Annotated in this window: 20 protein-coding genes; 9 read left to right on the forward strand and 11 right to left on the reverse strand. The window is 45.1% G+C overall.

Translation table 11 applies throughout. From position 1 onward, the window contains the following. Positions 1–76 precede the first annotated feature (76 nt). The 6 genes from LMH68_RS02385 to pspA form a co-directional block, all read right to left on the reverse strand. The gene (locus tag LMH68_RS02385) at positions 77–3,187 is read right to left on the reverse strand and encodes an efflux RND transporter permease subunit (protein ID WP_017060313.1); all 3,111 of its coding nucleotides are present in this window, start codon (positions 3,185–3,187) and stop codon (positions 77–79) included. Continuing rightward, positions 3,180–4,265, reverse strand: a complete 1,086-nt coding sequence (locus tag LMH68_RS02390; RefSeq protein WP_102332937.1) for an efflux RND transporter periplasmic adaptor subunit — start codon at positions 4,263–4,265, stop codon at positions 3,180–3,182. The genes LMH68_RS02385 and LMH68_RS02390 overlap by 8 nt, the downstream gene beginning before the upstream one ends. A gap of 1 nt (position 4,266) precedes the next feature. Further along, positions 4,267–5,301 carry an efflux RND transporter periplasmic adaptor subunit gene (locus LMH68_RS02395; protein WP_017086192.1) on the reverse strand — a complete coding sequence of 345 codons (1,035 nt, stop codon included), beginning with the start codon at positions 5,299–5,301 and terminating at the stop codon, positions 4,267–4,269. A gap of 157 nt (positions 5,302–5,458) precedes the next feature. After that, positions 5,459–5,845, reverse strand: a complete 387-nt coding sequence (gene pspC, locus LMH68_RS02400; protein WP_029222097.1) for an envelope stress response membrane protein PspC — start codon at positions 5,843–5,845, stop codon at positions 5,459–5,461. Next, positions 5,838–6,071: an envelope stress response membrane protein PspB gene (gene pspB / locus LMH68_RS02405; protein WP_004734605.1), complete on the reverse strand. Its 234-nt coding sequence runs from the start codon at positions 6,069–6,071 to the stop codon at positions 5,838–5,840. Before pspB ends, pspC begins: the two co-directional genes overlap by 8 nt. 15 nt (positions 6,072–6,086) lie before the next feature. Continuing rightward, positions 6,087–6,758 carry a phage shock protein PspA gene (gene pspA / locus LMH68_RS02410; RefSeq protein ID WP_004734604.1) on the reverse strand — a complete coding sequence of 224 codons (672 nt, stop codon included), beginning with the start codon at positions 6,756–6,758 and terminating at the stop codon, positions 6,087–6,089. 316 nt (positions 6,759–7,074) lie between these two features. Here pspA and pspF point away from each other — a divergent pair, with 316 nt between their 5' ends. The 7 genes from pspF (at position 7,075) to LMH68_RS02445 (ending at position 14,254) form a co-directional block, all read left to right on the forward strand. Then, on the forward strand, positions 7,075–8,097 hold the full coding sequence (pspF, locus tag LMH68_RS02415; RefSeq protein WP_065583878.1) for a phage shock protein operon transcriptional activator: 1,023 nt from the start codon (positions 7,075–7,077) through the stop codon (positions 8,095–8,097). Between the two features lie 102 nt (positions 8,098–8,199). Next, entirely contained in the window at positions 8,200–9,822 is a 1,623-nt protein-coding gene (gene sapA, locus LMH68_RS02420) for an ABC transporter substrate-binding protein SapA (RefSeq protein ID WP_108185272.1), read from the forward strand. Beyond that, on the forward strand, positions 9,822–10,784 hold the full coding sequence (locus LMH68_RS02425) for an ABC transporter permease (protein ID WP_017060307.1): 963 nt from the start codon (positions 9,822–9,824) through the stop codon (positions 10,782–10,784). Before sapA ends, LMH68_RS02425 begins: the two co-directional genes overlap by 1 nt. Next, positions 10,771–11,658, forward strand: a complete 888-nt coding sequence (sapC, locus tag LMH68_RS02430; protein ID WP_017065331.1) for a putrescine export ABC transporter permease SapC — start codon at positions 10,771–10,773, stop codon at positions 11,656–11,658. The genes LMH68_RS02425 and sapC overlap by 14 nt, the downstream gene beginning before the upstream one ends. Beyond that, positions 11,658–12,659, forward strand: coding sequence for an oligopeptide/dipeptide ABC transporter ATP-binding protein (locus LMH68_RS02435; RefSeq protein WP_229647182.1), 1,002 nt, complete (start codon positions 11,658–11,660; stop codon positions 12,657–12,659). Before sapC ends, LMH68_RS02435 begins: the two co-directional genes overlap by 1 nt. Then, on the forward strand, positions 12,656–13,438 hold the full coding sequence (locus tag LMH68_RS02440; RefSeq protein ID WP_017060304.1) for an ATP-binding cassette domain-containing protein: 783 nt from the start codon (positions 12,656–12,658) through the stop codon (positions 13,436–13,438). The genes LMH68_RS02435 and LMH68_RS02440 overlap by 4 nt, the downstream gene beginning before the upstream one ends. A 36-nt stretch (positions 13,439–13,474) precedes the next feature. Further along, the gene (locus LMH68_RS02445) at positions 13,475–14,254 is read left to right on the forward strand and encodes a DUF2927 domain-containing protein (RefSeq protein WP_029235328.1); all 780 of its coding nucleotides are present in this window, start codon (positions 13,475–13,477) and stop codon (positions 14,252–14,254) included. A gap of 98 nt (positions 14,255–14,352) precedes the next feature. Here LMH68_RS02445 and LMH68_RS02450 read toward each other — a convergent pair whose 3' ends face one another. Together LMH68_RS02450 and LMH68_RS02455 are read right to left on the reverse strand one after the other, a co-directional pair. Next, positions 14,353–14,742 (reverse strand): DUF2750 domain-containing protein, encoded by a 390-nt coding sequence (locus LMH68_RS02450; RefSeq protein WP_004734596.1) that lies wholly within the window; start codon positions 14,740–14,742, stop codon positions 14,353–14,355. A gap of 149 nt (positions 14,743–14,891) precedes the next feature. Further along, the gene (locus LMH68_RS02455) at positions 14,892–15,797 is read right to left on the reverse strand and encodes a manganese-dependent inorganic pyrophosphatase (RefSeq protein ID WP_229647181.1); all 906 of its coding nucleotides are present in this window, start codon (positions 15,795–15,797) and stop codon (positions 14,892–14,894) included. A 202-nt stretch (positions 15,798–15,999) separates the two neighbouring features. On the opposite strand from LMH68_RS02455, the gene LMH68_RS02460 reads away from it, so the two are divergent. Next, positions 16,000–17,214 carry a putative manganese transporter gene (locus LMH68_RS02460; protein ID WP_229647180.1) on the forward strand — a complete coding sequence of 405 codons (1,215 nt, stop codon included), beginning with the start codon at positions 16,000–16,002 and terminating at the stop codon, positions 17,212–17,214. A gap of 294 nt (positions 17,215–17,508) precedes the next feature. Here the strand turns inward: LMH68_RS02460 and torA are convergent, their stop codons facing one another. Genes torA through torE form a run of 3 tightly spaced genes read right to left on the reverse strand, consistent with a single transcriptional unit; the run spans position 17,509 to position 21,411 of the window. Further along, positions 17,509–19,971, reverse strand: coding sequence for a trimethylamine-N-oxide reductase TorA (torA, locus tag LMH68_RS02465; protein ID WP_017067667.1), 2,463 nt, complete (start codon positions 19,969–19,971; stop codon positions 17,509–17,511). Positions 19,972–19,995: 24 nt separating this feature from the next. Continuing rightward, on the reverse strand, positions 19,996–21,177 hold the full coding sequence (gene torC / locus LMH68_RS02470) for a pentaheme c-type cytochrome TorC (RefSeq protein WP_017060299.1): 1,182 nt from the start codon (positions 21,175–21,177) through the stop codon (positions 19,996–19,998). A gap of 51 nt (positions 21,178–21,228) precedes the next feature. After that, on the reverse strand, positions 21,229–21,411 hold the full coding sequence (gene torE / locus LMH68_RS02475; RefSeq protein ID WP_017060298.1) for a trimethylamine N-oxide reductase system protein TorE: 183 nt from the start codon (positions 21,409–21,411) through the stop codon (positions 21,229–21,231). A 437-nt stretch (positions 21,412–21,848) separates the two neighbouring features. On the opposite strand from torE, the gene LMH68_RS02480 reads away from it, so the two are divergent. Continuing rightward, positions 21,849–22,643 carry an ABC transporter permease gene (locus tag LMH68_RS02480; protein WP_102332942.1) on the forward strand — a complete coding sequence of 265 codons (795 nt, stop codon included), beginning with the start codon at positions 21,849–21,851 and terminating at the stop codon, positions 22,641–22,643. Positions 22,644–22,765: the final 122 nt, after the last annotated feature.

The following is a 22,765-nucleotide window of genomic DNA, read 5'->3' on the forward strand; positions in this document are numbered from 1 at the left end:
TTCGATGGTCTCTTTTAGTAATCATACATAAAAATAATGCCCCAATTAGGGGCATTATTTCAAAGGTCAGTTGACGTTAAGCCACTTCAATTTTATGGAACAAACGATACAGCACAGGCACTACGATTAGCGTGAGTACAGTCGCAAAGCCTAAACCAAACATGATGGTTACTGCCATTGGTTTGAAGAAGATATCCGGTAGTAGAGGGATCATACCTAGAATGGTGGTAATCGCCGCCATACATACCGGGCGAACACGACTCAGAGCCGCATCAACAACCGCTACATACGGATCTTTACCAGATTTCATCTCAATCTCAATTTGATCAAGTAGTACGATACCGTTCTTCAGAAGCATCCCAGATAGACTCAAGAAGCCCAACAGCGCCATAAAGCCGAATGGTGTATTCAAGGCTAGCAAGCCTGTCGTCACCCCTATCAACGCCAATGGAACCGTTAACCAAACGATCAGAGGCTCTTTCACCGAGTTAAACAAGAACACAGTGATTAAGAACATGAACAAGTAACCCAGAGGCATGGTTGTGAACAGTGACGCCTGTGCATCTGCTGACGACTCATATTCACCCCCCCATTCCAATGAGTAACCCGGAGGCATCTCAATCGCTTCAATCTGTGGTTGTAAGCGTTTCTGTAGAGTTGAGGCCGTCTCTTCACCCAATAGATCAGGATCCGCCATTACCGTTAGCATACGCTTACGGTTCTTACGGATGATCAGTGGATCTTCCCATTCTAGCTCGTAACCTAACGTTACTTGTTGAAGTGGGATGTACTCACTTAATGCTGGGCTCCAGATCTTCATGCCTTCGATGTTACGAATATCGACACGCTCGTCTTCAGGCAAACGAGCCACAATCGGCATTAACGTTGTACCATCACGATACACACCAATCGACTTACCAGAGAAAGACATTGCTAGGAAATCATCAACGTCAGATTTAGTAATACCATAACGACGCGCTTGGCTTTCATTGAACTGAGGCTCTAATACCTTAGTTCTTTCACGCCAATCGTGACGAACGTTAAATGCGCCTTCATCAGCACGCATGATGTCCATCACTTGTGCAGCGATTGAACGTAAAACCGTTGGATCAGAACCCACAATTCGCGCTTCAATTTTCGCACCGCCACCAGGACCTAATTCGATCTGTTTAAGCTTGTAGTCAATCTCTGGGAACTGACCATTTACATGTTCACGGAAGCGTTTCATTAGCCCTTCAAGTACTTCATAACTTTTCACACGAACCGTTATCTCGCCGTAAGCGCTATAACTTTTCTCTGGCGCATAAGTCAGCATGAAACGTTGCAGGCCTTTACCCGCGGTTGTCGTGATATGTTCAACTTCGTCCTGCTCAGCTAGCCAACTCTCAAGCACTTTAAGCTTGGTATTGGTCGCTCGAATATCGGTACCTTCTGGCATCCACACATCCACTTGGAACATAGGTGTGGTTGAAGACGGGAAGAAGGCTTGCTTAACGAAACCAAAACCGTACACACTCGCGCCTAAACCAATAATCAGAACAAACATGGTTAACCAAGCACGCTTCATACAGAACTCAAGGAAGTTTTTGTAGATAACAAAAACCATCCCGTTGTATGGGTCCTTACCTTCGTTATCTGGATCGACCTTCTGACCTTTAAAGAACATGTCGGCAAAGAACGGCGTGAGCGAGATGGCAGTAAACCAACTCAGCATCAAGGAGATCAGTAGCACCGTGAACAAGGTGCCACAGTATTCGCCTGTTGAGTCTTCAGATAAACCAATTGGAGCAAACGCAGTCACCGCAATAACCGTCGCACCAAGCAGCGGCCATTTGGTTTGGGTTACGATATCGGTGGCGGCCTGCATCCGGGTTCGCCCCTTCTGCGTGCCGATCAATATCCCTTCCACCACCACAATGGCATTATCCACCAGCATCCCCAAGGCGATAACCAACGCGCCCAGTGAAATACGTTGTAGGTCGATCTTGAAGTACTGCATGAAAATGAATGTACCGAATACGGTCAATAGCAGTATCAAACCAATCAATAGGCCCGATCTTAGTCCCATGAAGAACAGTAACACCACGATTACGATCGCAACCGCCTGCCCTAAACTCACCACAAATCCGCTTACCGACTTGTTCACCTCTTTAGGTTGGTTATAAACCTCGGAGATGTCGATACCGACGGGTTGTTGATATTTAAGCTCGGCGAGTCTTCGATCAAAGTCTTCACCCACTGCGACCACGTTCACGCCTTGCGCAAAAGAGACACCCAGGTTAAGCGCGAGTTCGCCGTTATAACCAATGATGTTACTCGGTACCTCAACGTAACCACGGGTTACATTCGCCACATCTTTTAGATAGATAAGCCCTTGAGCGCCACCTTCTGTCAGAATTAAATCGCCAAGCTGCTCAACATTCTGGAACTCACCCGTTGGATGGATTCGAATATATTCATCACCAATCCTTACCGCTCCTGCACTTGATACAATATTTTGAGTCGATAAAAGGTTAAATACCGTGCTTGGAGACAGACCCAGAGAGCTTATCCGTTTCATCGATATCTCAATGAACACTTGCTCTTGTTGTTGGCCGGAAACGGAGACTTTACTGACCCCATCAACCAACTCTAGCTCTCGCCTTAGGTAATCAATGTAATCCAGCAGCTCTTTGTAGCTATAGCCATCCCCCGTCACCGCCAGCAAAATACCGTAAACGTCACCGAAATCATCGATGACTTGAGGATCATTGACGCCGGGTGGCAGTTCAACCTTGAGATCATTCACTTTTCGGCGAAGTTCATCCCATATTTGCGGAAGATCATCTGGGCCGTAGTTGTTCTTCATCGTCACCGTTACCTGTGATAGGCCGCGGCTAGAGATAGAGTTCACTTCGTCCACATAGGTAAGTTGTTGAATCGCTTTTTCTAGTGGGTAAGTAACTTCTTCTTCAACTTGTTGAGGTGTGGCCCCTGGGTAAGAGGTCACAACCATCGCATCTTTGATGGTAAAGGCAGGATCTTCTAAACGACCCAAGCCGAAAAAGGCAGAGACACCACCAATAAGAAAGATCAGAGATAGCATCCAGCTAATGACTTTGTTACGTATAAAGTAAGAAGCAACACCTGTGATCTGATCATCACCCTGTTGATCGTCATTTTGGGGCTTGTTATTTACTTCACTCATTGTTCGTCTCCTGAGACAATACTTCCACTGTCATCCCATCTCGCAATCGCGATACGCCTGCAACAACGACATGCTGCCCCATTTCTAATCCTTTCATGATCTGCAATGTTTTCTGATTGGCTTTTCCTATTACGACTTGCTGTTTTGAGACGGTACTGTCGTCATTAAGCACCCATACAGAAGAGTTCTGGCGCGTTAAATCATCGCCATCCGCATTAAACACAGCTTCGATTGGGATAAGTACCCCAGCTTTTAACTCCAAGCCGATATCTCGCCCATTTGACGTCACCTCAACGGCCATACCATCCAGAATCAAATCATCTTCCGGCATAGGTAGAGCAAGCGTCACCGTGAACGTGCCCGTGCTTGGGTCAGGTTCAGTGGTAAACTCCTTAATAGCCGCCGTGTATTCATTGCCACTGGGGACTCTTACCACAGCCTCAACATTCGATAACAGCTGTTCGCTAGGCTGATTCACGTAAATCTGGTCAGGCAGTTGGATAACAACCTCAACATCCTCGACACTGTGAATGTTCACGACCTGCTGGCCTACCTGAATATTTTCATATTGATCGACACTGACACGAGAAATGATCCCATCAACAGGAGCACGAAGCTTAGTGAACGACAAGCGCAGTTTTGCGAGTTCCAGCTCGGCATAAGCGATCTGGCGTTGAGCAGCAATTTCATCAAACTGTGACTTCGCCAATAAGCCTTTCTTCACTAGCGGACTTGAACGTCTGTATTGGCTGTTAATTACCGTGTAACGCGCCTGAGCATTGTCGACATCCAGTTGATAATCGGTAGGGTCAAGCTCTGCAATGATGTCTCCTTGTGAAACACGCTCACCTTCTTTCACATCAAGCTTATTGATTTCACCAGCGACTCGAAAGCTGAGATGAGCCTTCTCGGCAGCGTTTGCAACCGCTGGGAAATAGAGTTTGTCGCTAAAGTCGATGACTGAAATCTCGATAGCTTTAACCAAGGGCGTGTTATTCACTTCTACAACTTGTTTATCTTCACAAGCCGTAAGTAAAGCCAAACACGACAGTCCAGCGGCCACTTTAAGTGTTTTCATGTTATAGCCCCCTTTCCTTGATCCACTCTCGAACTTTAACGCCCGGTTCAAGACCATTAACACCAGAAGTTACGATGCGATCACCATCGTTCAACCCTGAAACAATATGGCGCTTTTCATCGATGATGATTGCGACATTTTCAACAATACCGTCGCTATTCACGCGCCACACAGAGACATCATCGCCATCAGTCATCATTGCTGATGTGGGAATTTTTGTGGCGGCTGCTAACGCTGAAACTAAATGAACTGTGCCTGACATACCCGGCAAAATACCAACATCGGTGGGTCTTTCCATTACCATGGTGACTTTGTACGACCCGGTTTTGGGATCCGCTTCAGTATCAACTTCTTGGAATGCTAAAGCGTAGGAGCTACCAGGGAAAGCATCAAAAACCATGGTTGCATCCGTCTCAAACCCTGAAGAAAAGCGCGTGATAAGTTGGTCGGGTAATAAGAATACGACTTTGAGGATTTGATTGGTTTGAATATTCATCACGCCTTGTTTAGCCGCAATGTATTCATGGTTTTCAGCAGGAATGATGGAGATAGTACCATCGTAAGGCGCAACCAAAGTGGTATAACGTAGGTTGGCTTTTGCTTGGTTAAGCACCGCTTTAGCAGAATTATGATTAGCTTTCGCTTGGTCGAAGTCTTGCTCAGATACGACGCGATCTTTGCGCAACTTAATGGAACGTTGGTATTGAACATCGGCAAGCTTAAAGTTGGCTCTCGCTTGCTTCTCTAACAACTGATATTCGTCAGGATTAAGCGTTGCAAGCCCATCACCTTTGGTAACCTGTTGACCAGATGTGACATCGATAGTCTGAAGTAGCCCTGGAACACGAAATGCCAGTACTGCTTTGTCACCAGCTTCTGTGGTGGCTGGAAAGCTACGTTCAAAAGCATTACTACCGACGGAGACAGTGAAGAGTTTGGCGGGTCTAGAATCAGGTTCAGGTACGGGAGGAAGCTCCTTACCACACCCAGACAACCCAGCTAAGGCTGTCAATAGGACAACGGAGGCTCTATACATTAGTGATCATCCATAACTATAAATATTTTTATAACATAGATTAATTACATGTAACTTACCAGTTATCGTAAGATTTATTTAGACAAAATTATTAAAAAAAATAACGGCTTGGAATAAATTTTCCTAAACCGTTATCTAATGTTTTTCAGGTTTACCACTACATGTTCTTAAATGCGCGGTCGACTTTGAAAGTATCCGAAGTCACATAAGCTTCCATATTGCGGACACTGGTCTCTAATTTCTGGAAATCACCCTCTAAAGTGCCCAGTAACGACTCTGCGGTTTGCCCTTTTTCCCAAGGTTTTTGCTTGAGCGTGTGCTCTTGTTTGGCCTTCATCTGATCGACATACTGAGGTGGTTGTTTTTCAAGCATAAATGTCAAAGCTACATACGCTAATAACACCAAAAAGCTACCACCAAGCAGTGCCGCCGAGATAACCAAGATGCGAACCAACCACACTTCAAGGCCAAAGTAGTTCGCTAACCCTGCACACACTCCAGACAACTTACCGTTAATAGGATCGCGATACAGTTCTCTACTCATAGTTTCGTCTCCAGTTAGGTGACTCCGCATCCAGTATTTTTTCTAGCGTTTTCACTCGATCTTGCATCGATTCAGCTTGAGCAGAAAGCTTGTGCAAACGCTGAAGATCCGTTTCTGAAAGACCATTACTGGATTTCTTCTTGCTGCGGTAATGTAAGAACAACCATAGCGGTGCCACGAAGATTAAAAAGACAATCAGTGGGCCTGCAATTAGAAATGTTGACATAGACAACTCCTAAAATTATTTATCGCGGTTTTCAACTTGTTGCTTCAGTTTCGCCAGCTCTTTTTCAATTTCATCTTGAGCTTGTAGATCTGCAAATTCTTGGTCTAACGATTTTGCGTTACCTGTTTTGGCGTAAACATCTGCTTCAGCTTCTAATTCATCCACTTTACGCGAGAATTGCTCAAACTTCGCCATTGCTTCGTGGGTTTTGCTTGAATGCAGATGCTTTTGAACATCACGACGATTGCTTGCCGCATTATTACGAATCATTAATGCTTGCTGCTTCGCACGTGTTTCTGCGATTTTGGTTTCAAGCTTGCCAATCTCACTGGTCAGCTTTTCGATGGTTTCGTGAACCAAGGTTTGCTCTGTGTGAAGGCTTTTGATTATATCTTCAAGTTTTTGCTTTTCTATTAGCGCCGCTCTAGCTAAGTCTTCACGTTGTTTAGTTAGTGCTAGTGTCGCTTTATTTTGCCAATCTAGAATCTGAGTTTCGATAGCTTCAACTTTACGCGCTAACTCTTTTTTATCTGCGATAGCTTTAGCGGAGTTAGTGCGAACCTCAACCAGCGTATCTTCCATTTCTTGGATAATCAGGCGAATCATCTTTTCAGGATCTTCAGCCTTGTCTAAAAGTGCACTGATGTTCGAATTTACAATGTCTGCAAAGCGAGAAAAAATACCCATGAGGAACTCCTTAATTACAATGATGGCAAATGTGCTTTAAAGCGTTATTCGATTTCTCAATCCACTTGCTCAAAAATTTACGTTTGTTGTTAAACCTACCATAAGTAATCCAAGTAACGTGCCAACTTTTAAGCCATTTATTATCAGATACTTACAATAAAATGGTGATTAACCCGAACCATGCTATGATGAATTTAGCCAAGTATTGGTATTTTTCACCACTACGACTCTTATACTTAAGCTATTTACATGATGTGATTTAAATAAAGCCCTCTAAATCACATCCATCGGCGCTCAAATCACACAAGGACCCGCTATGCAGCAGAACCTCATTGGTGAATCACCCAGTTTTCTCTCCGTTTTAGATAAAGTGTCCCAACTCGCACCAATCGAAAGACCGATTCTGATCATTGGAGAGCGTGGTACGGGTAAAGAGTTGATCGCACAAAGACTGCATTACCTTTCAAGACGTTGGGATCAACCTTTGATCTCATTGAACTGCTCAACCCTCAGTGAAGGTTTGATTGATTCTGAGTTGTTTGGTCATGAATCGGGGTCCTTTACGGGTTCGAAAGGTCGTCATCAGGGTCGATTTGAAAGAGCGGAAGGTGGAACACTGTTTCTTGATGAGCTCGCGACCACGCCCCTAGCCGTTCAAGAGAAGCTATTGCGCGTTATTGAATACGGGCAGTATGAACGTGTCGGCGGACAAAAAGCTTTAAGTGCCAACGTCAGACTGGTGTGTGCGACCAACGCTGACTTGCCAGACATGGCATTAAGGGGCGAATTCAGAGCCGACTTATTGGACAGGCTCGCGTTTGACGTGATTACTATACCCCCTCTTCGAGAGCGAAAAGAAGACATCACGCTGCTGGCAGAATACTACGCCATTAAGATGTGCCGTGAATTAGAATTGGAGTTGTTTGTTGGCTTTGCTCCGTCTGCCGTTGAGGCGCTGCTGGATTATTCATGGCCGGGGAATGTGCGAGAACTCAAGAACGTTATTGAGCGCGCAGTCTACCAGCACGGTAAAGACCCATATCCTATTGAATCTTTGGTGTTTAACCCATTCAAACCCGCATGGAAAATAGATCAAGATTCCACGCATGAAATTGGCAATGCGCCGTCCAACAGCCATACTTCATCAGAGAGCTTGTTTTCTTTGCCGCTTGATTACAAAGCATGGCAAGAACAACAAGACATCAAGCTGCTCAATCAAGCCCTAAAGCAGAGCAAGTACAACCAGAAACAAGCAGCAGAATTACTTGGATTAACCTACAACCAATTACGTGGAATGGTGAGGAAGTACGCGATTGTCGGACAAGCTAACGATAAATAGCTGTCCACGCTTGATTATTATTTGGAGCCGAATAAATAAAATGTTAAATTGTCCGGATCTTGAGGCTCCTCTAACGCCTCGTTTCGAAAAGTATTTCTTTTTATGAAAGCACTAATAAGACTATCACTGAGCATCTGTACGCTGAGCTTTCTCGCTGGATGTGGTGAGAGTGTGAATCACGAGCAAATCCGTGAAAAAGGCTTCATTTATTGCGGCCAAGGTAATCCTAGTACCTTCAACCCACAGCTGGTTGATAGTGGCATTACCGCAGAATCGCTGAGTCCTCAAATTTTCGATACACTGCTCACTCTTGATCCGATGACGTACCGACCAAAACAGAACTTGGCGACAAGTTGGTCTGTTGATAAATCAGGTACAGAGTACACGTTCAAACTGCGCCCAAATGTTGCGTTCCAAACCACAGACTGGTTCACCCCAACTCGTAGCATGAATGCACAAGATGTGGTGTTTAGCTTTGAACGTGTCATTGATAGTTCAAACCCATTTCATTATGTGGGTGGCGGCCTATACCCATGGTTTGCCGGAATCGACTTCAAAAACCTGATCGTCGATATCACCGCAGTTGATGACCTAACGGTGAAATTCCAATTAAGTCGCCCAGACAATTCGTTTCTCAACAATATCGCCACCAGCTATGCAGTCATTCACTCTAAGGAGTATGCCAATCAGCTCATTGCAGCGGATGAGAAAAATCGAATCGATTCCAATCCAGTCGGCACTGGCCCTTTCTACTTAGATGAATACCAAGTCAACGACCTAGTGCGCTTGAAAAAGAACAAGCACTACTGGAAAGGTGAAGTACAAATGGACCAAGTTGTGTTCGATACTTCGCAACGTGGAACAGGCACACTTGCCAAGCTTCTGCGTAGTGAGTGTGACGTGCTCAACTCACCAATTTCTAGCCAAATCCCTATTATTCAGGCTCATGAAGAGTTGAAGATTTCTGCTACTCCGGCGGTTAATGTCTCTTTCATCGCGCTGAATACTGAGCACCCTGCACTGCGTGACTCTCGAGTTCGTAAAGCGCTCAACTTAGCCATCAATCGTCAGAACATTCTTGATTCTGTGTATTACGGTACAGGAACCAAAGCCTACACCTTGCTTCCTCCGACTTCTTGGGCTCACCAAAAAGACAGCGTTCAAGTTCGCTACGACCGAAACTATGCGGTTGCGCTTCTCAAAGAAGCTGGCGTTGAACCTGGGTTAGAGCTTTCAATGTGGGTACCACTAGAGCCACGCGCATACAATCCAAGTCCAAGAAAAACGGCAGAACTTATCCAAGCAAACTTAGCCGATATTGGTATTGAATTGAAACTCTATACCGACGACCGATTTGACCGCACACAGTTGTCCTCTATTTCCTCAACAGACTTGTTGCTTACAGGCTGGATAGGCAATACCGGTGACCCGGACAACTTCTTACGTCCGCTGCTCTCATGCAGCTCTGAGCGTGCAGGGTTAAACGTCTCGATGTGGTGTAATTCAGACTTTGATTTCCTTCTCGACTTAGCATTAGAGATCAATCAACAAAGGCACCGTGTGAACTTGTACCGACAAGCCCAAAACATTCTCAATGAAGAAGTTCCTGTGATTCCTTTAGCTCATGGCGTGCAATTTCGCGTGCACGATCGTTCGCTAACAGGCTTTAAAGCAAGTCCTTTCAATGCCCAACCTTTTGATCAAGTCAGAAGAGAGGTGCAGTAATGTTTTGGTATACATTAAGACGTGTAAACTTATTCGTTATTACGCTAGGAATTCTGACCTTGGTAGGTTTTTCCCTGCTTCGATTAGACCAAACCTCACCTTGGGCAATTCAAGATTTTTGGCCCGGTTGGATTAGCTATATCACTGAATTATCGACGCTAAACTTTGGCCTAAGCAAACACGGTGTGCCTATCATCGATGAGTTGGTCCTGGTGTTCCCTGCAACGCTAGAGCTGTGCTTCTTTGCCTTTGTGTTGGCACTCATCATCGGTATCCCTTTCGGCACCATTGCTGGTATGAGACAAGGTAAATTTGTTGATACCACCATATCGTTCACCTCAATGGCCGGTTACTCTGCGCCTATATTTTGGGTCGCGTTGCTGATGATCATGGTGTTTTCACTGCACTTTGAAATGTTCCCAGTTGGTGGCCGATACGACCTACTTTACGAGATTGAACACGTGACTGGATTCGCGATGATTGACGCCTTTTTTGCCGAGGGTCGCTACCGTGCGCACGCACTACAAAGTGTTATCGAGCACATGGCGTTGCCTTGTCTTGTTTTAGCACTGGCGCCAACGACTCAGGTCATCCGATTGATGAGAGCGTCAGTGGCTGAAGTAATGACGCAAAACTACATCCGCGCTGCGCGAATTAAAGGTCTTTCCACTAGAGAGATCATCACGCAGCACGTGCTAAGAAACGCGATACCTCCGATTATTCCTAAGGTCGGTGTTCAGCTATCGAGTATGTTAACGCTTGCTATTGTTACCGAGTCTATCTTTAACTGGCCGGGCATTGGCCGCTGGTTATTGGATGCCTTATCGAATCAAGATTACGTTTCAATTCAAGCTGGTGTAATTGTGGTGGCTACCTTAGTTTTGACCGCTAATATTCTGTCCGATCTACTGGGCGCGATGATCAATCCACTGGTAAGGAAGGAATGGTATGCTAACAAATAACGTCTACCAAGAAGAACAGATTCCAACCCAGTTCGAACGTTTCTGGCGCAGCTTCCGCAGCAATAATCTAGCTATGTTTGGCTTGTGGTGTTTGGTGCTTATCATTCTGGTCACCGTCACTTCACCGTGGCTAGCCCCGCATGATGCACAAGAACAAACCGGTCACCTATTAACGCCGCCCTCTTGGGATCCTGCGGGAACGGTAGAATACTTTTTGGGTACGGATGACTTAGGCAGAGATATTCTCTCTCGCCTAATAATTGGCTCTCAGTTAACCTTCGGCGCCGCGGTGGTGATTACCTTTATCGCAGCCGTCATTGGTTGTCTGATTGGCGTACTTGCTGGTATGACGCGCGGTTTACTATCAAGCACGCTAAACCACCTGCTTGATACTGTTATGTCGATTCCATCTCTTCTGCTGGCGATTATCTTCGTGGCATTCCTTGGCTTTGGGGAGTTTAATATCTTGCTCGCCTTGTGCTTGGCACTGATCCCGCGCTTTATACGCTCGGTGTACATTGCCGTGCATGCTGAAGTAGAAAAAGACTATATTCTGGCTTCTCGCCTTGATGGTGCGAACGATTTTTACCTGCTATGGAACTCAATCCTTCCGAACATCCTTACCGTGATCGCTCTTGAAGTTACGCTGGCACTGTCAGTCGCAATTCTTGATATCACGGCTTTAGGTTTCCTAGGGCTTGGCGCTCAAGCACCGAGTACCGAATGGGGCTCCATCTTGGGTGATTCGGTCGAGTTGATTTACCTTGCGCCATGGACAGTTACCCTACCTGGCTTAGCTATTATGTTTACAGTTATCGTGATTAACCTCGTCGGTGAAGGTGTTCGCCAAGCGCTAAATGCAGGAATCGAATAATGCCGTTACTTGATATTCGACATCTAACCATCGAGATTGAGACCCCTCAAGGGATGGTTAAAGCCGTAGATCGAATGAGTATTACCCTCAATGAAGGGGAAATTCGTGGCTTAGTAGGTGAATCAGGCTCAGGTAAGAGTTTGGTTGCAAAAGCGATCGTTGGGGTTTGTAAAGAAAACTGGAAAGTATCTGCCGACCGAATGCGCCTTGGCAATATCGACCTCCTGCAACTGACACCCAAAGAACGACGCCGAGTTATTGCTCGTGATATCGCGATGATCTTTCAAGAGCCATCCTCTTGTCTTGATCCATCTGAAAAAGTGGGCCATCAACTTATTGAAGCGATTCCTTCCTATTCGTTTGAAGGTCGGTGGTGGCAGAGATTCAAATGGCGTAAGAAGCAGGCCATCGCTCTACTGCACAAAGTCGGTATTAAAGATCACTCTCGTCTTATGGACAGTTACTCTTATGAGCTGACAGATGGTGAGTGTCAAAAAGTCATGATCGCAATGGCGATCGCTGCCAAGCCAAAAGTCTTGATTGCTGACGAGCCAACCAACGATTTAGACCCAATTACACAGTCTCAAATATTGCGTCTTTTGAGTCGTATGAACCAGATCAATAACACCACCATCGTGTTGATCGGCCATGACTTAACCACCATTACCCAATGGGCGACTCGCATTACCGTGATGTACTGTGGTCAATCGGTAGAATCCGCTGATACACCGAAGCTGTTGGATGCACCAAAGCACCCGTACACCGTTGCTTTGTTAAAAGCGATGCCAGACTTTAACGACTGGATTCCCCACAAGGAGAAGCTCCAGTCTTTGCCGGGGTCAATTCCACCGCTGCAACATCTTCCTATTGGTTGTCGATTAGGGCCTCGCTGCCCATACGCACAAAGGCAGTGTGTCGAGATCCCACATACGAAACGTATCAAGAACCATAAGTTCAACTGTCACTTCCCTCTGAATATGGAGAAGAAAAAGAAATCATGAGTGCATTATTAGAAGTCAGTGATTTGTCTAAAGACTTTACGACTCGCTCTGGTCTTTTCCGTAAAAAGATTCATCAGGCGGTGAAGCCAGTTAGCTTTTCTCTTGAAGCAGGCCAGACAATTGGTTTTATCGGCCAGAATGGTTCTGGCAAATCAACATTAGCCAGAATGCTCGCAGGCATGGTGGAGCCAACCGCAGGCGAGATCCGCGTGAATGGCGAAAAGCTAGAGCACAAAGACTACTCGACTCGTTGTAAGCTGATTCGAATGATCTTCCAAGATCCGAATACGTCACTTAACCCGCGCATTCAGATCGGTCGAATTCTTGAAGGTCCATTAAAGCGAAACACCAACATGCCTCCAGAAGCTCGTATGCGTCGTGTGAAAGACACACTACTGCGCGTAGGCCTTCTACCGGAACATGCGTATTTCTACCCTCAGATGCTTGCTGCAGGCCAGAAACAAAGGGTTTGTTTGGCTCGTGCCTTAATACTTCAGCCATCCATCATTGTTGCTGATGAAGCTTTAAATGGTTTGGACATGGCAATGCGCTCGCAAATCATCAATCTGTTCTTAGAGTTACAAGAAGAGATGGGCGTATCGTTCGTTTATGTATCTCAACACCTCGGTATTGTTAAGCACATTACCGACAAGATTATTGTCATGCATGAAGGCAATGTGGTTGAGAGTGGGGAAACAGATCAAGTGCTAACCAATCCAACTCACCAAATCACCCAAAGATTGGTTGAGAGCCATTTCTCCAAAGCGCCGAACCACTAACCTGGAATCACGCTACATTTAGCAGAGGGGAAAAGTATGTATCGAACAGCTTCAATGCTTCCCCTCTTGTTGGTGCTGTTGTCCTTTAACGCGACAAGCACACCGCTCACATGGCTAGATAGAAGCTTCGTCGAAACTGCCTTTTATAACGTCGCGCTTCAACACGAATACTCCCAAGGCAACAAACCGCTCGCCAAGTGGAAACAACCGATCAAGATTTGGATCGATCATCGAGTGGGCGATGAGGAACTGCATCAAGAGATCACAGAGCTTCATATCAAACACTTATCTGAAGTCACCCAACATCCAATAACAATCGTCAGTAAAGAGTCCGAAGCGAACGTTAAATGGATATACACAAGGCAGAGCCAGTGGGTATCTGAGGCGAAATCGGTGCTCAAGCTCAAATCAACTCAACATTTAAATAGCGCCATCTGCACGGCGGGCTATAGAACCAATTCTAAAGGCGAGATTGTATACGCTGGGATTGTAATCCCGGTTGATCAGGCAAGATCGCGAGGTAAGCTGGTCGCCTGTATCGTGGAAGAGATCACACAAGTTCTAGGCCTGCCGAATGATTCAGATAAAGCCTACCCTTCTATTTTCAACGACCACACGCCAGAAGACTTATTATCGCCGTTAGACGTAGTGCTACTGCAATTGCTGTATGAACCAGAATTGAAAGCTGGAATGACAAAATCTGAAGTAAAACCTATCGTTCGAAAGATACTCAAGAGATACAGCAAAACAGGTGTGCTTCAGCAAGCTTCTAAAGCCGCACAGCAAGCGCCTTTGTATCAGTTGATTGGGTATTGACGAATATACGTTGGAAGTAACTTAGATGGGATAATTGAATGATAGCGCTGCCTAAGAAAGGCAACGCTGACTTACGATGTTACTGTATTACGAAAGAACTAGCGCTTAGCTGCCTGCTTTTTCAATTCGAAGTCGAACTCATCCGGGAACAAGATAACGCCTTCTTCTTGCTCGTTCGGGAATACTACAACAGCAAGTTCGTCGTCTTCTAGACCGTTCGTCCAGCGACTGTGCCATTTGTTCAACGAAATAGACTCAGCTTTACACTCAGACCAATCACCCGTTGCCCATGATTCTGCGAACTCTTGGTTTGGCCATACTGGAACACAATCTTCATCTTCTGTGTTCAGCATTACACAACCGTGTTCATCGGTTAAGATCCATACTTCACGGTTTGCTACGATTTCTTTCACACAGTATTTCAGGCGTTGCTCGCCCGTATACTTGTTGATTTCAGCGATTTTTTTATCGTCTAGCTGTGTAGTCATCTTAATTTCCTACTTTAGTCAGTAACTTTGCTCTTAAAGCTATTTTATGCCGAGTGTTGTTAACTTCAAACATTATCGATGAAGAAGAAAGTCTACTTCAAAGAAAAACGCCTGCTAAATAAGCAGGCGTTTAATATTAAGCGACTTGATTAAACAAGCTCACCTTGTAGCCAAGGCCAGCCTTGCTTCTTACGGCTTAGTGTATTTTCCATCATTAATACGCCGCCTTTCTCGTGCTTAACCAATTTCTCAGCCCACTCACCTTTGTATAGAAGACGAGTTTGAGCAGTAGTGATATCTGTTAGCATTACCGCAGCGAACGCTAGACCGTCTTTCTCACAACGCTCTTCAAGATCAGCTTCTAGCGCTTCGATCATGCCGTCTACTTGCTCAAGAGTCGCAAGTTCAACTTGACCAACAACAACATCACGACCGTTGAATGGGTAGCCTTTAAGGTCTTTTTCTACTAGCTGTGCAGCAGATAGGCCTTCGATGTTTGTTTTTGCGATTAGAAGCGCTTTGATGAATGCATCAACGTCAGTTACGCCAGCAATTTTAGCAAGCTCAGCAACCGCGTCTTTGTCTTTTTGAGTACATGTTGGAGAAGCGAAACCAACTGTGTCTGAAAGAATTGCAGACATCATTAGTTTAGCGATTTGTTGAGAGATTGCGTGACCTTCAATCTTGAACATGTTGAAAAGTACAGTGTTTGTACAACCAACAGGCCAGATCCAAGCTTCCATTGGGTTTACTGTCATCACGTCGCCTAGACGGTGGTGATCAACAATACCTACGATCTCTGCATCAGCAACATCATCTGGTGCTTGTGCTAGATCTGAGTAGTCTACTAGCCAGATTTTCTCACCAGCAACAGAAGTACGAAGCTCTGGCTTTTCAGCACCAGCGACTTCTAGAATGTGTTGAGTTTCGCGGTTGATCTCGCCTTGGCGAATTGGTGTCGCTTCCTCGCCACGAGCCTTAAGAAGCTCAGTTGCAACTAACGCACTACAAATACTGTCACTATCAGGGTTTTTGTGACCAACAACTAAAATCATGTTTCTTCCTATTACACTAACAATTATGACTCTACCTTTAGAGCCTCTCTTTATTAGCCATACTTTACCTCATTTTTTTAGATTGGTCATGTTTCGTGGGTTTAGCCAATAGTAACAATAGATAAAAAAACAACGAATGCAATTGATAATTATTATCATTCGTATATATTTATCTTAAGCCACTAAATTTTGAGTAACACCTATGGATCGACTAATCTCTTTTTTGCCAAGCAGTAGTGCTGCGAAAACAACTCAGTTTTCACTGTCCTTTAAGCGCCTGCTTTTACCTATCTCACTTGCAGCTTTAGTTATGGCGCCTGCCACGCGAGAATTGACGGTCACTACCTTGTCAGACGCCTTTTGGGCAGTGTCTTGTTATGTTGCTTTGACCTTAGCGATTTACCACGGGTTAAGCCTGTATATCAACAAAGATAACGTCTTCAACAAGCTCGTCCATCAATCCCGTTCAAACCAAGTTGTATTCGCTGCACTTATGGGGGCGCTACCCGGCTGTGGCGGTGCGATCGTGGTTACCACACAATTTATCTCGGGCAAACTCGGATTCGGCGCAGTTGTTGCTGTGCTCGTCTCAACCATGGGTGATGCGGCCTTCCTGCTCATTGCAAGCGAGCCCAAGACTGGTTTAGCCATGATAGCGATGGGCGTGATTGTCGGAACTGCGTCAGGTCGAATCATTAACTTGTTTCACGCAGACGACTTCTTACGCCCAAAAAAAGCAGAGAAAAATGAAGCGGTGAGCAGCTGTGCTTCTCAATCTCAAGACAAAGAAGCAGTATCGAAAAAAGCGATCAACCTACAAGGCTATCTATGGTCTGTACTCATTATTCCAGGTGCTGCGGTTGCCCTACTTGGCTCTTTTCAAGTGGATGTGAATGAGTTACTCGCGTTGCCTGAAATGTCGATGGAATGGGCGGGAACAATTTTATTGATTAGCTCGATGTTTCTATGGGGCCTCACTCGGGAAATTGAAGATTACAAATCAGCAGTAAGTGAAGATGAAAAATGTTTAGGCTCACATCCACTGCAAAAAACCGCTCAAGACACCAACTTTGTGACAGCGTGGGTTGTGGTTGCCTTTCTTTTCTTCGAATTTGGTTCTGTGCTAGCAAATGTGGATTTTGCGACGCTATTCTCAAGTTGGGGGATCATGCTCCCCCTGGCTGGCGTGTTGATGGGTTTGCTACCGGGCTGTGGACCGCAATTATTGGTCACTAGCTTATACCTTTCAGGCGCCCTGCCACTTTCGGCTCAGGTAGGTAACGCAATTTCAAATGATGGTGACGCGCTATTCCCTGCGATTGCGATGGCTCCCAAAGCGGCACTGGTCGCGACCTTATACTCTAGTGTGCCCGCACTAATCTGTGCTTATAGCTACTGGTTTATATTTGAGATCTAACTTGAGTAGAGTTAACTCCATAGGCTTCTGTAAGGTCGGTACTTTGTATCGGCCTTTTTGTTTCCGCCTGCTTAAGTCTTTCCACAGGTTCTTTTTACATTCCCTTCCTGCTTCACTGCTTATACCACCTCTCTCAAACAGCGCGTTACAGCCTGTCTCAAAAACGCCCTCAATTAGCCCTGTATAATGCTTATTTAGAAACACCAACACTGATATCAAAAATACAAAAAGCCCCTGTAAGAGTGCTTACAGGGGCTTTAATTCAAGCTTTAATCTTGGTTCTTAAGACAAGACTTAAGAAACTTCGATTGGACCACCGAATGAAGTTACTGGAGGCAGTTTGCCTTGGAACTTCTCGAAATCAACCAAACATGTGTTTGCTGACGTTGCTTGAGCAAGTTCAGACGTACCGATATCTTGAGTCAGTGTGTTTGGATCGCCGTATGTATCTAGCGCGCCCACTTTCTCGTTGATCGGACCGTACCAAGCACCTTCTTCGATACGAACAACACCAGGAGCGTAGCTATCCATTAGAACAGCACCTGCTAGTAGTTGACCACGGTCGTTAAACACACGTACTACATCGCCATCTTTGATGCCTTTCTTCTTAGCATCTACTGGGTTGATGTAGATTGGCTCACGGCCTTGTACCGCGTAAGTCGCACGCCACTCTTCAGATTCACACATCTGAGAGTGAAGACGCTTGTCTGGGTGACAAGATTGTAGCCAGTACGGGTGCTTGTCAGAGCCTGGACCACCGTGTGAACGTTCAGATTTCTCGAACCACATTGGGTGTTCTTGACAGTGCTCGTAACCCATGTTGCCAACAGTACGGCTTGTGATTTCGATGAAACCAGAAGGCGTGCCTAGTGCGTTGATCTCTGGATCTTCACGGAATGAAGCGTGACGAGTCCATGGCTTACCTTTGCCGAAGTCTAGGAAACCTTTCTCCCAGAACTCAGCAAACTCAGGCATTTCGAAGCTACCTTCGTTTGATGCGCGACATTCGTCGTACAGAGATTTAACCCACTGCATTTCGTCCATACCACGCGTGTAATCGTCGTAACGACCCCAACGCTTAGTTAGGCTAGACATGATCTCGAAGTCAGTCTTAGACTGGAACAGAGGATCCACTAGCTTGTGCATTGCGATCAAACCACGGCCAGAGTACGCGCCGTAACCATCGATATCGTTACGTTCCCACTGAGTACAAGCTGGAAGAACAATATCAGAGTGACGACAAGTTGCAGTCCAAGCGAAATCAACAGCCACTACAGTTTGTAGGCTCTTGAATGCTTTACGCATCTTGTTGCGATCTTGGTGGTGGTGCCACGGGTTGTTACCACTGAATACCATCATCTTGATGTCAGGCAGTGTCACTGTTGCGCCGTTTGCTTTGATCTTCTTACCTGGCTCTAACAGGCTATCTACCCAACGAGCAACAGGGATTACGCGGCTGTAACCGTTGTAATCAGTGTTAGTGTGCTTAGGCGATTGACCTTTGTCGATGTTCAGCGGGAATGAACCCGGAGCAGCGAAGCCAGTTGAAGATACACCGATACCAGAGTAGTGGTGACCGTAAGAGATACCACCGCCCGGAAGACCAATTTGGCCAACCATTGCTGCGATAACTGCACACATCCAGTAAGGCTGTTCACCGTGCTCTTGACGTTGGATACTCCAACCAACAAGAATCTGTGTACGACCGTTAACCAGCATCTTAGCGAAGTCACGAATAGAGTCCGCGCTTGCGCCACAGATAGCAGAAGCCCATTCTGGCGTCTTCTCAACTCTGTCTTTCGTTTCACCTTGAACGTACTTGATGAAATCTTCAAAACCTAGACAGTAAGTTTCGATGAACTTCTTGTCGTATAGGCCTTCGTTGTAAAGAACGTGAGCAACACCAAGCATGAACGCCACATCAGTTTGTGGGTTGATGTACATTTGCTCGTTTTCTAGGTAACGACCTGTTTTGTTTTTAACAGGGTCAACAGAAACAACGTTGATCTCTTTCTTAGCAACTTTTTCTTTCAGCTGTTCTAGGTATGCGAACGACTCGTGAGTCTCACATGTCCAACCTACTTGAAGGTTTTTAACTGGATCGTTACCCCAAAGAACAATGTTGTCACTGTTTTCTAGGATAAGTTCCCAAGATGTACCTTGTGCGTAAACTTCAGTAGAACCTAACACGTAAGGCATGATCGTTTGACCAGCACCTGTTGAGTAGTCACCGATTTTCTTCACAGAGTAACCGTGAAGTGCCATTGCACGTTGCATGTGGTTAGTACAGCTGTGGAACTGACCCGTTTGTCTCCAACCAGTTTGACCTGTGTGAAGCGCCCATGGACCGTAATCTTTCTGTACGCGCTCTAGCTCGCGGTAAACAAGGTCTAGTGCCTCATCCCAAGTCACACGAATAAAACGGTTGTTACCACGCGTGTCTGCGCTGTATTTATGCTTCTTCAACCAATCTAGGCGAACCATTGGGTAACGCACACGTGATGGGCTGTAGATAATACCTTTAATACCTTTCAACATCTCAGTTGGGTGTTGATCGATTTCTAGAGGTTTAATTTCTTGTACTTTACCCGCATAAACACGAGCTCGGAATGCACCCCAGTGAGAACCAGAGACTTTCCACGCACCGTCTGTTTCTGCTGCAGACGCTGATGCCGACGCCAATAAGCTTGGACCGATAACCGATGCCGCACTTGTAGTAGCGACACCTTTCAGAAAACTTCTTCTTGTAATTGCCATTGTGTTACTCCAATTGACGTCTTATTAGTGATGGCCTTCAGAAAAATCTGATGAGTGCTTCTGTAGATACTTAAGAACCAGTGCTTCTGTATCTGTATCGAAGTTAACGAATGCAATCATACCATCTAGCATGCCTACCCAACCGTTAGCGCTGAAGTGAGCTTCATCTGGCTGTGAGTGACACGTTGAACAGTTAGATTGGTACGCTTGACCCGCTGCGTTCCAGATTGGATCGAAGTTATCAACCATAGACTCTTTCTTCATCCAAAGTGCTAGGTTAACTTCTTCCCAAGGAAGGCCAGTAAGCTCATCTTCTTTCTTCTCACCAACAGTGATAACGTCACTTTGAGATACTTCTTTCGTCAAGATTGCAGTTGAGATGTTCATACCGAAGTCTTCTTGGATTACACGTCCGAAGCCTTTCGCTTTACGCCAACCGTCGATTTGAATCTTGATCATGTCGCCTTTTTCGTCGATAACCGCAACTTTACTTGCAGGGCTTAATAGACCCGCTTCAACTTCAGCTGTTTCATCTGTGTACATTGGTAGGTGACGAATAGAGATCACGTCTGAACCATTTGCGTAAGATGTGCTGCTTGCTACGTTTTCTAGCTCGCCAACAATACCGCTCGCTGATGCCATATCTAATGGAAGGTTGTGAGCAATACCTTTGTGACAGTCAACACAGCTTTGATCACGCTCTGCCGCGTTCTTCATCTGGATACGCGCTGTTGGGCGCATGTTTTCGAAATCCATTGAATCGTAGTTGTGGCAGTTTTTACACTCTAGAGATTTGTTCGAAGAGAAGCGATCCCATTCGTGTTTAGCCAGTTCGATACGACGAGCTTCGAATTTCTCAGGCGTATCTAGGTCACCAAATACTTGAGCGAATACTTCTTTAGAAGCTTGCATCTTACGAGCGATTTTTGCTGTCCATTCATGTGGAACGTGACAGTCAGGACAAGTAGCACGTACACCAGAAGTGTTTTTCCAGTGAACCGTTTCTTGTAGTTCTACGTATACGTTGTCACGCATGGTGTGACAGCTTACACAGAATTCTTCTGTATTTGTGTGCTCTAGAGCTGTGTTAAAACCGCCCCAGAAAATAACACCGGCGATAAAGCCACCCATAGTTAGTACACCAAGACTGATGTGTACTGCTGGGCGAGTCATTGTGCGCCATAATTTAACTAAAAATGATTTCATGTTTAGCTCTCTTAAATATTGATTTTAAAAAATGTTGTTACTTAGAGGGCATTACATGCCGCCGTGAGCACCTGGAGGTCCGAATACAAACACTTGCAGTGCCCAAACTAGGAAGCCGTAACCGCCTACAAAAGCCACACTTAATATTGGGAAGAGAACCACCGCGATGAAGAGGAAAGACTTCCACTCCAGCGAATGTTTTTCGCTAGTTTCAATTTTATTAACATCACTCATACATTTTGCCTATTTTGTATTTAGTAATTTCGAGTAACCCATTCTATGGGGCTAAAGTTCTTAAGTATCTAACGACAAATTTTAGACCATACTTAAAGTAGGGTTCAATCAAATCTCCCGTTATAACCCTTGCTAATCAATACTTTTTTGAGCTCATCCAAAGTTGTTTTTAGTTAAACAAAGTTATTAAAAAGTATTAACAAATGTGAAGAATTAAGTATATTTCACAAATGTTAAATTCCAACACCTGCGCAACCGTATTGTAACCAATTTTAACGTTTTACCTACTAAGTAGTAGCCAAAAATGCCTCAAAAAACCAATATTTTGTGGTTTGATTGTTAAATTATTGATCGTTTTTCGAATCGATGACTTTGCAGTTGAAATGCATCATTTGGCACTTTCATATATGATAGAAGCCTTATTAAAAGGAAGCATTATGCAAGACGTTATTGATATATCTTGGTGGCAATTATTGTTTTTCAGTTCACTTCTCTTGCTGCCAATTGTAATCAACTACAAGCTAAAACTTGGCCTTGGCAAAGAGGCTTCTATCAGCATCATTCGCATGACTGTTCAGCTATTTCTGGTTGGCCTCTACCTAGAATACCTGTTCACTTTGAATAGCTTGTGGGTCAATTTACTGTGGTTATTTACGATGATTATCGTTGGGGCAAGCTCGATTGTTGAAAAGTCCAAGTTACCCCGAAACCTCTTGTTAGTCCCAGTCGCTGTGAGCCTAGCGGTAACCTGTGTACCCATTGTCTTGTTTATCTGCTTATTCATCATTAAACCAACACCGGTTTTTAACGCACAGTACTTAATCCCTATTGCAGGGATGCTGTTAGGTAATAGCTTAAGCAGTAACATCGTGGCATTGCAGAACTTGTTCGGTGCTTTTGAAACGCAGAAATCAGAGTACGAAGCGGCTATCGCTTTAGGTGCCTCTCCTTCCTATGCTGCAGCGCCTTTTGTGCGTAATGCTATACAGAAAGCGATGTCTCCTATTATGGCCTCAATGGCAACCACAGGCTTGGTAACGCTACCAGGAATGATGACAGGACAAATCTTAGGGGGTGCTTCACCAATGATCGCGATTAAGTATCAACTGATGATCATGTTGGCTATTTTCGTGATGATGAGCTGCTCCTTAGCGCTTGCACTTCACCTATCGTTAAAGACTTCTCTGACCAAAGAAGGGCGAGTTCTCGCTCAAATACAGCCTTCAAAATAACCTCCCGACTCATCTTAGATCTGGTTACTCACTGAATTTGATACAGGTTATCCACAGAAATTGTGGATAACCAAATCAATATAGATCCTTTTTTGTCCATTTCGGCTCGCGCAAAGATCATT

The sequence above is a fragment of the Vibrio sp. F13 genome (assembly GCF_020806305.2).
GTDB classification, from domain to species: Bacteria; Pseudomonadota; Gammaproteobacteria; order Enterobacterales; family Vibrionaceae; genus Vibrio; species Vibrio crassostreae_C.